The following is a 12,440-nucleotide window of genomic DNA, read 5'->3' on the forward strand; positions in this document are numbered from 1 at the left end:
CAGTCCGTTTGAACTGTGCTGCCGCGTAGAACAAGGAGTCAGTTGTGTAGTTGGGCTTCAGAGATTTTGTGTGAGATGTCATTAATCAGCTCTTACCTTCTACGGCAGGGGTGGCAGAAAAGTAAAGTTGCTCCCGGTTAGGCTGGCCTCGACATCTGCTGAGGTAAAACCAGTAGTTCCCGTCAGCGTCATCAGCAAATTGTTGGCCTGGTCTTGGAACTGCGTATTACTCCCCACTGTCTGCACATTGATGTTGACGATGCCACTGAAGATGATCTGGTCATTGGCTCGGTTAAACTGGAACACCGTATCCGTTCCATCCCCAGCACTGTAATACACCCTATCCCTGACTGTGTCATTGCCGAGGTAAATCAAATCATTACCTAGACCTCCCGTTAGTTCATCGGCTCCGGTGCCACCATCGATGAGGTCATCTCCTCCTAAGCCAAAGATGCGGTCTGCGCCACTCCCTCCCTTGAGGGTCTGACTCAGGTTGCTGCCGGTCAGGTTGAGAGCTCCAGTAAAACCACTGGCATCCACATTCTCAAAACCCTTAACGGAGGATTGACTCCAAGGAACGGGGAAAAAGAGGAAAGGAATGGGCAGTCCAATAAAGTTAGGTTGAACCAGTACTTGGGAAGCGTTGCTGAGGTTAATTTTTAAGGGAGTAGAATCACCAGGGCCATTCAAGACAAGAGTGTCGTTGCCGGTACCGCCATTGATGCTGTCCCGTTGGCGTAAGTTATCGAGGCTGGTGATCACAACGTCATTCCCAGGGCCAGTGTTGATGGAGTCTCGATTGGGAGTCGTAACCCCTTCCGTAACATCTAGAACTTGAATCGTGACAGCCTTGGTATCTGAAAGGGCCGGATTGCCGCCATCAGTGACAACAACATCTATGCTGTAACTGTTCTTTATTTCAAAGTTAGCAGGATTTTTCAGACGGACTTCCCCATCATCAGAGTCGATGGTAAAGAGACTTGCATCTGTCCCACTCAGACTAAAACTGAGGGTATTGTTCGGGGGCGTGGTGTCAGGGTCGATTGCTGTCGCTGTGTAAATCACCGTCGAGACGGGGCTATTCTCCGCAATGCTGGCCGTTGCCCCACTGGTAATACTTGGTGCATCATTGACGGAATTGACAGTAATAGTGAAGGTCTGAGGGCCTGAAGTATCGACCCCTCCATTGGCGATTCCACCGTTATCACTCAAGGCGACCGTCACGGTGGCACTGCCGTTGGCATTGGCCGCTGGGGTGTAGGTTAAATTTCCTGTGCTTGGATCGATTGTCGGTGGGGCCAAGAATAACCCGTTGTTGTCATTGCTGAGCGTGAAGGTTAGGGTCTGCCCTGACTCATCTGCTGGGCCGGTCAAAATATTGGTGGCAAAGACAGTGACGGTCTGGGCTCCCGCATCTTCGTTGACGGTTTGATTACCCCCTAGGTTAAAACTCGGTGCATCATTGACGGCATTGACCGTGATGGTGAAGGTTTGGGAGGCTGAAGTATCAACGCCACCATTGGCGGTTCCGCCGTTATCACTCAGGGTGACGGTGACTGTCGCACTGCCGTTAGCATTAGCTGCTGGCGTGTAGGTTAGATTTCCCGATGCATCAATGGCGGGTTGTACTAAAAATAAGCTATTGTTGTTATTGCTGACATTGAAGGTTAGGGTTTGTCCTGACTCATTCGCTGGGCCGGTCGAAATATTAGTGGCAAACGTATTGACGATTTGGGCTCCGGCATCTTCATTGACGGTTTGATTGGCTCCTACTGTAAAGCTGGGTGCATCATTAACGGCATTGACCGTGATAGTGAAGGTCTGAGGGCCTGAAGTATCAACGCCACCATTGGCGGTTCCGCCGTTATCCTGTAGTTGTACGGTTACTGTTGCACTGCCGTTAGCATTAGCTGCTGGCGTGTAGGTTAGATTTCCCGATGCATCAATGGCGGGTTGTACTAAAAATAAGCTATTGTTGTTATTGCTGACATTGAAGGTTAATGTTTGCCCGGATTCATTCGCTGGGCCGGTCGAAATATTAGTGGCAAACGTATTGACGATTTGGGCTCCGGCATCTTCATTGACGGTTTGATTGGCTCCTACTGTAAAGCTGGGTGCATCATTAACGGCATTGACCGTGATGGTGAAGGTCTGAGGGCCTGAAGTATCAACGCCACCATTGGCGGTTCCGCCGTTATCCTGTAGTTGTACGGTTACTGTTGCACTGCCGTTAGCATTAGCTGCTGGCGTGTAGGTTAGATTTCCCGATGCATCAATGGCGGGTTGTACTAAAAATAAGCTATTGTTGTTATTGCTGACATTGAAGGTTAATGTTTGCCCGGATTCATTCGCTGGGCCGGTCGAAATATTGGTGGCAAAGCTAGTGACAGTTTGGACTCCGGCATCTTCGTTGACGGTTTGATTACTCCCTAGGTTAAAAATAGGGCCATCATTGACGGGATTAACAGTAATCGTTGCTGTTATAACGTCCCCCCCCAGTCCCGTCTCCGAGTTGGAGGTGGAGGCTTGAACATCAAAGCTGCCACTACCAAAGAAGTTGGTGTTAGGAGTGAACTTGAGTCCTGCATTTGCCTGGGCAATGGTGATGAAGCTACCGTTGGAGATCACCGTCGTGCCATCATTAAAAAACAGGATGCCATTGGTGATATTGGTGATTTTGACGTGGGTGACCTCTGCTCCATCTACAGCGTTTCGGGAAATTACCAGACCCGTAGTGGTTTGGGTGTCTTCATTGGTCGTGGAATTGGTGACAGAGGGGGTGTTGGCACTGTCTGTAATGCTGGCTGTTAGCGAACTAATACTGATGCCGTTGTAGTTCCCATCGCTACTCGTGGCGGTGTGTTGGATGGTGCTGTTGTGATTCCCTTCTGCAATATTGTCATTCACCGCTGTTACTGTGACTGTCTGGGCAATGTTCCAATTCTGCGGTGTAAAGACTAGGGATGTGGGACTGGTTGTACTCTGACTGTCAGGAGTTATGGCGATAGTAACGTTTGCCGTCGGCTGAGAATTCAGAACTACCGTATAAGTATCCGTTGCCCCTCCCTCGGCCAGCACTGTAGTGCCATCAGTCTGGGTGATGCTCACCCCTGGATCTACGCTTACAAACATAGTCTCAGTTGCAAAAACAGAGCCAACTAGGGCCGTATCAATTGCCTGAACGCTCCAGTAATATAGCTGTCCCGGCGTGAGATCCGTCAAAGTCCAGGTAGTCGTCTGCACTAGGCCACGCTGGGCGATGTTACGCAGGCCTGTATTCAATGACATCGGGGCCAAAACATCTTGCGCGCCCGCTGTAGTGCCGACCCGGAGGTTGTAGCTCAGCCCGTTGGTGGGGGTCTGGGTATCCGTGGGAGCGGTCCAAGTCAACTCAACGCTGGTCGGCGATAGGACGTTCACCGTCAGGCCCGTAGGTGCGATGGGTCGGGTATTCTGGACGGGGGCGTCGTTCTTGAAGACGCGGGCAATGGTATTGCTCCCTCCGTCGCGGCCCGATAGGAGAATGTCGAGGTCGTTGTCGTTGTCATAGTCTCCCCAGGCCACGGAACTCAGATCCACTCCGGTAACGTTGGTGGAGATGTCCGTGAAGGTGCCGCTGTCATTGCGATAGATACGCGTAATGCGCGCAGAGGCTTGGGTGCGTCCGGTGAGGAGGATGTCGAGGTCGCCGTCGTTGTCGTAGTCTCCCCAGGCCACGGCACCGTAAAAAACTCCCGTCAGTCCGGCGGAGATGTCTTGGAAACTCCCCCCACCATCATTGCGGTAGACTAGGCTGCGTAGTACACCTCCCCCGTCTTGGCCGCTGAGGAGGATGTCGAGGTCGCCGTCGTTGTCGTAATCGCCCCAGGCTACAGAGGAGTTATTCAGTTGGAGCAGCGCCGCGGAGATGTCGGAAAAGCTGCCGTTGCCGTCGTTGCGATAGATGCGGGAAATCCGACTGCCGGAGGTATTGGTGCCTGTGAGCAAGATATCGAGATCGCCATCGTTGTCGTAATCGCCCCAAGCTGTCGATCCAAAACCCACACCCGGAAGCGGGGCAGAGCTATCCGTGAAGTTGTCACTGCCGTCGTTGCGGTAGATGCGCGTGATGCCGGTAGCAGGAGCACTAACAGTGCGCCCAGTTAGCAAGATATCGAGGTCGCCGTCGTTGTCGTAGTCTCCCCAGGCCACCGAACTGTAGCGGACGCCTGGAAGAGGAGCGGCAATGTCGATAAAAGTGCCGTTGTCGTTGCGGTACACCTTCGAGATCGAATTGTTGCTGGGATCGCGTCCGGTAAGGAGGATGTCGAGATCGCCGTCGTTGTCGTAATCGCCCCAGGCCGCTGAACCGTTGGCCATCTGAACAAGGTTGGCCGAGATATCGACGAAGGTGCCGCCGTCATTACGAAAGACCTGTGAGAAACCACTGCTGTTGATAAAACCGGTGGATAGGACGTCGAGGTCGCCATCGTTGTCGTAATCGCCCCAGACCGCCGAACCTCTGATTCCTCCAACAAGCCCGAGACTGCCCTGATCGGTAAACTGCGGCTGGGTGAAGCTTGATTCAGTGGCAAAGGCCGAGCCAGCGAAGGCAGAGTCGATCGCCTGCACGCTCCAGTAGTATTGCTGGCCTGGTGTCAGTCCGTTAAGCACCCAGGTAGTGGTTTCGACGGTGCCAGATACAGCAACAGTGCGCTTGCCGTTACTAAGAGCCATCGGCCCCACCACATCACTACCGCCCGGCGTGGTGCCGACCCGGAGGTTGTAGCTCAGTCCATTAGTGGGGGTTTGGGTATCCGTGGGAGCGTTCCAAGTCAAGACAACACTGGTCAGTGACGGCCAGGTGACTGAGAGTCCAGTCGGTGCCGTGGGTGGCGTGTTCGGCGTGGCCGTTGTGTTTTGGAAAACGCGAGTGATGCGATTGAATGAGCCAGCATCGCCTGTCAGTAGAATATCGAGATCGCTGTCGTTGTCGTAATCACCCCAGGCCACCGAGCCATCATACACGCCGGTCAGCCCCGAAGCGGAAATTTCCGTGAAGGTGCCGCCGGTATTTTTGTAGATTTTGGAAATTTTCGTGCCCACGCCTGTGCCAGCTCGTCCTGTGAGGAGGAGGTCGAGATCACCGTCGTTGTCGTAGTCGCCCCAGGCGGCAGAAGCAAAATCGACACCCGTCAGGCCGGCGGAAATGTCACTGAAGGTGCCTGCGTTGTTTTGATAGATGCGAGCAATTCTGCTGCTCCCGGTATTGCCAGCCAAGAGGAGGTCGAGATCGCCGTCGTTATCGTAGTCGCCCCAGGCGGCAGAAGCAAAATCGACACCCGTCAGGCCGGCGGAAATATCACTGAAGGTTCCCGCATTGTTTCGATAGATGCGGGCAATGCTGCCGCTCGCGCTACTGCCAGCCAAGAGGAGGTCGAGATCGCCGTCGGCGTCGTAGTCACCCCACGCGACAGCACTGTTGCCAACGGCAGTTAAACTAGCACTGATATCGGTGAAGCTACCGCTGTCATTACGATAGATGCGCGATGTGTAGTTTCCCAAGCTCACCGAACCGGTTAGTACGATGTCGAGGTCGCCGTCGTTGTCGTAGTCACCCCAGGCCACAGTCCGGCCACCACCTGAGCTAACTCCCACCAAACTCGCGTTGATATCACTAAACGAGCCGCTGTCATTCCGGTAGACTTTGGCGATCCGTCCTCCGCTGGAGTTTCCCGTCAACAGAATGTCGAGGTCGCCGTCTTTGTCGTAGTCTCCCCAGGCCACAGCACCGCTATAAACCGCCGTCAGGCTGGCATTGATGTCGGTGAACGAGCCGCTGTCATTGCGGAAGACCTTGGCGACACGCCCGCCTTCCTTTCCCGTGAGAAGAACATCCAGATCGCCGTCGTTGTCGTAGTCGCCCCACGCCACCGAGCTATATGCCACGTTGCTTAGATTGAGGTTACCTAGGTCGGTGAAGTCCGGCATGATATAAACGCTTCAATAAATATATTTACTTTAGACTCGCAGTATTCAGTATAAACTCGTATATCAAAGAACTGTCGAATCAAGTAATCGGTACAGTACCTTCCGAAGAAAGCCTTGAAAACGAGGTTTAGGAACCCCTTTTGTTGATGGATGACGAAGATATTAATGGCTTATTCCCAATCAACACTAACTCAACCACAAGAAGACATCAGTAGTTCCAGCACCTTTCTGCCCTGGCTGACAACAGAAAACATCAGCCTCGCCTTGACCACCTACCAGACCCACCGCCTCTTCTTAATCGGTGTACAACCGGATGGCCGTCCCTCCTGCTTCAAACGGGTGTTCGACCATGCCATGGGCCTGTATCCTACGGCCAATGGACTTTTCATGGGAACCAAAGATAAGATTTGGCAGTTTGAAAATCTACTAGGCTCTACAGAAACTTGTCAGGGGTATGACTGTCTCTATGTCCCCCAGCAAATCCATGAGCTTGGGGATCTGGACATCCATGATTTAGTAGTAGATGCCCAAGGGCAAATTATCTTCGTCAATACCCAATACAATTGCCTCGCCACCCCCGACCCCAGCACGGGTTCATTCCGAACTTTATGGCAACCGCCTTTCATCTCCAAACTGGTTCCTGAAGATCGTTGCCATCTCAATGGCCTGGCCCTGGTGGCCGGACAACCCCGCTACGTTACGGCCGTGAGTCGGTCTGATGTCATTGATGGCTGGCGTCAAAAACGGGACAGTAGCGGCATTGTCATGGATATCACCCGTAACGAGATCCTGACAACCGGCCTCTCTATGCCCCACTCTCCCCGGTACTACCAAGACAAGCTCTGGCTCTTGAATTCCGGCCAGGGTGAATTTGGCTATATCGACCCCAACAACGGCCAATTTGAAGCGATTACCTTTTGTCCTGGCTACGGACGTGGCCTTGCTTTCTGGAAGGACTATGCCATTGTGGCCCTCTCCAGACCAAGGGACCAAACCTTTGCTGGCCTTAGCCTAGATCGCCGTTTAGCTGAAAAAGAAGCTGACCCCCGTTGCGGCCTCGTCGTTATTGACCTCAACACAGGTCACATTGTCCACTGGATGTGGATAGACGGCATCATTAACGAACTCTACGACGTACAAGTCTTGCCTAATATCCAATGCCCTGCTGTCCTCAGCCAACGGCCGGAACCCGGCCAAGATCTGCGCCTTCTCCTAAAGACCAGGGCCAATAGCAACAGTATAAAAGATCGTCAAGACACAAAGCTACCAGCCTTTGCCGATACGTCTCAAGTCTCCCTAGAACACCTCGAAGCAGCAAAACGCCACTTTCTAGCAGGTAAACAGGCCCAGAAAGCGGGCAATGATCAGGAGGCCGAAGCCGCCTTTCAAGCCGCAATCGCCCTGTATCCCGGCTACGCCGCCGCGCACCATCAGCTCGGCCTTGTATGGGTTCAGCAAGACCGCTTTCCAGAAGCCAAACCTCAGTTTGAACAAGTCCTCCGCCTTAACCCCAATAGTGTTGCGGCCCATACCAACCTGGCTCAAATTCTGGTGCAAGTCAACGATATCGAAAGGGCGATGGCCCATTTTCGCACGGCTCTTCAGCTCGATCGCAATTACATTCCGGCCCTGTTTAACTTTGGGTTGCTCTATCGTCAGTTGTACGAGCTTGATCAGGCGACGATTCTATTTAAACGAATTATTGCCTTAGATCCCCAGCACCATGAAGCAATCCTACAACTGGGCCAGATCTGGGATTATCAGGGAAAGTTTGTAGCTTCTCAGGATCTATACAAGCAGAGTTTAAAATACACTCCTGACCAAGAATCCATTTGCCAACGGCTGGGAATGGTGAAGGTTCGCCTATGTGACTGGCAAAACTACGATGAATTTGTTCAGCAGGTCATCACTGCCGCCACTTGTTATGTAGCCGGACAAAAGGACAGTTTAGCGTTGGGGGCCTATGACCTGAATCTACTGCCCCTTCCCTTAGATCTCATGGCAGCTACCCTGCGCCGTTACGGGCAAAGCATTGCTGAATCCGTCGCGCCTCTGCGTGCTCGCTGTTCTTGGCAGGCCCCTCCTGATAGCGGCAAACTCCGCATTGGTTATGCTTCCCCCGATTTTGCTGATCATGCCGTTGGACGGCTGATTGATCAGTTATTTCAGCACCACAGTCGGGAGCACTTTGAAATCTATGGCTATGCTCTGCGACCTCTAGATTCAGATGATCCCTATAGCCAATTGATTCGGAAGGGGTGCGATACCTTTCGCGATCTTGCGAACTTACCTCTAGAAGAAGCGGCCCAACGCATTAATCAAGATGGCATTCACATCCTGGTTAATCTGGCAGGGTACACGGCTTTTGGTCGGCCAGAATTATTTGCGTTGCAATCTGCACCAGTGCAAATTCAATGGCTAGGCTTTCCCAACACGATGGGGGCTGACTTTATCCAATACTTACTGGCTGATTCCTGGCTCGTGCCGCCAGCGTCTTACCCGTACTACTATGAGTCTGTGATCAATCTGCCCCATGCTTTCGTCGGCAGTCCAACGGCGCTCCCCGCCTCTGTCCCCGACCGGACTTCCCAAGGCCTTCCGGCAAAGGGGTTTGTATTTGGTTGTTTCAATACCCATCACAAAATTGATCCTGATGTCTTTGCTACCTGGATGCGGATTTTGCATAATGTCCCGAATAGTGTTCTCTGGCTAGCAGAGCCACGAGTTGAGGTAATCGCTCATAACCTCCAACAAGCGGCCCAAAACCACGGGATTGAGCCTAGTCGTCTTATTTTTGCTCGAAAGTTGCCCTATCCCGAACATCTTGCCCGATTGGCCCTGGTAGATCTGACCCTAGATACCTTTATTTACACCGCTGGATCAACGGCGATCGCCTCCGTTGCGGCGGGCGTCCCCCTCCTTACTAAGGCCGGAGCAAGCAATGCCTCACGGATGGGGGCTAGTATTTGCGCCAGCGTTGGCCTGGAATCCCTCATCTGTGAAACCACCGCTGCCTATGAACAGCAGGCCATCACCCTCGCCACCCATTTAGACCAACTCAGCGCTATTAAACAGAAGTTGCAAGCACAGCGTTGGGGAAATGTCGCCTTAGGAGAGTCCCCGCTTCCCCTGTTTGACCTCCACACTTTTGCTCATCATTTAGAGCAGGCCTACCAACACATCTGGCAGAAAAGAGTCATTATCGGTTTGAGATAATCTAAAAAAGGCCCTTCGGAGCAATTTTCCCCATGCCTAAATGGTTCAACACGGCAGGCCCTTGTCAGGCCGATATCCACTACATGCTATCTCCGACGGCGCGACTGCCCCAATTGCGTCCTTTGATTGACCAACGCAACTATTTTGTGATCCATGCGCCGCGTCAAGTGGGTAAAACCACCGCCATGCTGGCCCTGGCTAAGGAATTAACCGAAAGTGGCCAATACACGGCTGTGATGTTGTCTGCAGAAGTCGGTTCCGCTTTTCCGGAACAGCCCGACATTGCTGAAGATGCCATCCTAGATGCCTGGCAAGATGCTAGTCGCTTTTGGCTTCCCCCCGAACTCTATCCTCCTCTCTGGCCAGAAACGAAATCCGGGCGCAAAATTAACGCCGCTTTAGGACATTGGGCCCAGACCTCGCCTCGCCCTCTGGTTGTCTTCATTGACGAGATTGACTCTCTACAAAATCAAACCCTGATTTCAGTATTGCGGCAATTGCGCGATGGTTACCCCCGTCGGCCCCAGGGCTTTCCCCAGTCGTTAGCACTCGTGGGCATGCGGGATGTACGAGATTACAAGGTTAAATCCGGGGGGAGTGAGCGATTGAATACCGCCAGTCCGTTTAATATTAAGGTTGAATCCTTAACCCTCGGTAATTTTAGTTTTGAGGATGTCCAAAGTTTATATCAACAGCATACCGATGCAACGGGCCAACTCTTTACTCCCGAAGCCTTGACCCATGCCTTTTATTTGACGGATGGCCAGCCCTGGTTAGTCAATGCCCTGGCCCGACAGGCCACGGAATTTATTGTCAAAGACCGTACTCAACCTATTACGCTGGAAGTAATAGAACAGGCCAAAGAGATTCTGATTCAACGCCAGGATACCCATCTCGATAGCTTGGCAGAAAGATTACGAGAAACCCGAGTTAAAGCCCTCATTGAACCGATTTTGGCCGGGGCAGAATTACCGGATGTCCCTCCTGATGATATTCGCTATGTACTAGATTTGGGTTTGTGTAAAGATAGCAACGGCCGAGGCCTAGAAATTGCGAATCCTATCTATAGAGAAGTATTGCCGCGAGTCTTGACCTATACGACCCGTGCTTCTATTGGCCTGATTGAACCCCGCTGGTTAGATGCCGAGGGCAACTTCCTGCCAACGGAACTCCTCCAGGCCTTTCTAGACTTTTGGCGACAGCACGGGGAACCGTTATTCAAGAGTACCCCCTATCCTGAAATTGCCCCTCACCTTGTTTTAATGGCCTTTCTGCATCGAGTGGTGAATGGCGGCGGCACTCTGGAGCGGGAATATGCCATTGGTTCGGGACGCATGGATATTTGCCTCCGTTATGGCCCGGTAGTGATGGGCATGGAACTCAAAGTCTGGCGGCCTGGCCAACCCGATCCTTTAGCGAAAGGCCTGGCCCAGTTGGATAAGTACTTAGATGGTTTAGGGCTAGAAACAGGTTGGTTGGTGATTTTTGACCGTCGGCCCAATCTATTGCCGATTAGTGAGCGAACCACCACCGAGCAGGCCCTGAGTCCGGCGGGCCGAGAGATTACTGTGATTCGTGGCTAAGGGCCAGACAACTTCCCTGCTACAGAAAACTTAAAGATAGCCCCCACATCAATGGCGCCTAAAAACTGGGCCAGAGAGAAAGCTCTCAACTGAGTCCTGTACGATAAATACCAAAGATCAATAATACTTAAAACCATTGTCTGTATCTGCCATCAATAAATTTTCGCCAGCTAGGGCATCCATTGGGGAGCAAAGCCAACGGCAAGTTCCTGGGGCAATATTTCATTGGGCAGGCCCGTTGAAATATTATCGGGTAGGGCCAACAACCAGATCCGACCATCGGTGATCGCTTGGCCGGAAGGCGTTAATAAATCACTATTCCTAGAGGGGGCAACCGTTGCCACTTGGTCGAAGAGCAGGGCCAGGCCATCAGGAGCCACACTCATGCTGACATCGGGGTAGTTGGGCAGGGCCAGGAGAGGACGAAGGCTTTGGGTCTGTTGATTAACAATGGCTAAAAACGGTTCTTCTTGCGGTTGGCCATTATCTCGCTGAACAAAATCCTGCTTAAGACAATACAAAATATTACTCTGACGAGGCTCGAATTGGCAGTCGAGAACTGGATACTTTGCCTGGACGACAATGTGGGGAGGCGCGGGCGCTGCTTTGGAGTTGGCTGTGAAGGGCAGCAACATCAATCTATAGCGATTGTCTGCTTGGAGTTGGGACAATAACACTTCATTTTTAGCGTTTAAAAAAGCTAAGGGATGACTATAGCCGGCGAGAAATTGGGTATCTCCCAGGCCCTGTACCAAGGGGAATAGGCTAACGCCCCCCTCTTGAGCCAGGGCCAACCACTGTCCATCCGCTGAAAGGATAAAATCGTCACTCCGCAGGCCCAGGGGCCGGGGTGATTCTCCCAACGGCCAGGCCCATAGACTAGAATCCGCTATATTGTCACGGTTGGTTCTCTGCCAGACTAGCATCTTGCCGTGACGAGCCAGGGCTAGGGAGAAATTATCGTAGTTGTCATCTTCTAAAATGCGTTCGATTTTACCAGGCAGTACTGAAGCATCCTGGGTCTGGTAATGAATGCCCGTAGTTACGGTAAACACCTGTAGCGACGGACGACGCTGGTTGGGGTCGTAGGCCGTGAACAGAATTCGGTCTCCCTGGGGATAAATTTGGAATTCTCGAACTCGCAAATCCTTGGGGGTCAGGATCAATTTTTGTGGCTTTTGGGGATTGGTAATATCTAATAAAATCAGCCGTCCCTGCTCTTCTGGGCTAATACCAATGTAGACCAGGGCTCGGTTATGGGTATTGAGGAGAGTAACCAAGCTACTAAGTTGAGGGATCTTGGCTTGGGCCGACGAGGCCTCTAGGGTGACTTGGTAGCTAGTACCGTAGCGGGGGAGTTCCGATAAGGTATAAAACCAATGACGGCCCTGGCCACTGAGTTGTCCAGCTAAGGGAGGTTCAATTTTGAAAACGGAGGCAGACTGTTCCGAGACTAGGGGTTGATTCAAGTGAAAGCTTAATACTCGGTCTTGGGTGCCAATTTGTTGGCCCTGCCAACTGTACTTGACCACCCGCAACTCGACAGAATTGGTGCGCCACAACAGGAGTACCAGAACCACTGCTAATACTAGCGCTGTAACTCCGACGATGCGGTCAAAAGGCCCGAGGACAGCCAGCATAGCTTTCGGAGGATGAAAACGGGCGGTCATA

The 12,440-nt window shown here is 52.3% G+C and carries 4 protein-coding genes; 2 read left to right on the top strand and 2 right to left on the bottom strand.

All coding sequences use genetic code 11. The features are described from left to right. Window positions 1-99: 99 nt before the first annotated feature. A complete protein-coding gene (locus ABXS88_RS07750; RefSeq protein WP_353674603.1) occupies window positions 100-5,970 on the bottom strand; it encodes an FG-GAP-like repeat-containing protein in 5,871 nt (1,956 codons plus the stop codon). 165 nt (window positions 5,971-6,135) lie between these two features. Between ABXS88_RS07750 and ABXS88_RS07755 the strand changes: the two genes are divergently transcribed. After that, window positions 6,136-9,186, top strand: a complete 3,051-nt coding sequence (locus ABXS88_RS07755; RefSeq protein ID WP_353674604.1) for a TIGR03032 family protein — start codon at window positions 6,136-6,138, stop codon at window positions 9,184-9,186. A gap of 32 nt (window positions 9,187-9,218) precedes the next feature. Continuing rightward, window positions 9,219-10,769, top strand: coding sequence for an AAA family ATPase (locus ABXS88_RS07760; protein WP_353674605.1), 1,551 nt, complete (start codon window positions 9,219-9,221; stop codon window positions 10,767-10,769). 170 nt (window positions 10,770-10,939) lie between these two features. Here ABXS88_RS07760 and ABXS88_RS07765 read toward each other — a convergent pair whose 3' ends face one another. Beyond that, window positions 10,940-12,439 (bottom strand): hypothetical protein, encoded by a 1,500-nt coding sequence (locus ABXS88_RS07765; protein ID WP_353674606.1) that lies wholly within the window; start codon window positions 12,437-12,439, stop codon window positions 10,940-10,942. Between the last annotated feature and the right edge of the window lies 1 nt (window position 12,440).

Source organism: Synechocystis sp. LKSZ1 (genome assembly GCF_040436315.1).
GTDB lineage: Bacteria > Cyanobacteriota > Cyanobacteriia > Cyanobacteriales > Microcystaceae > Synechocystis.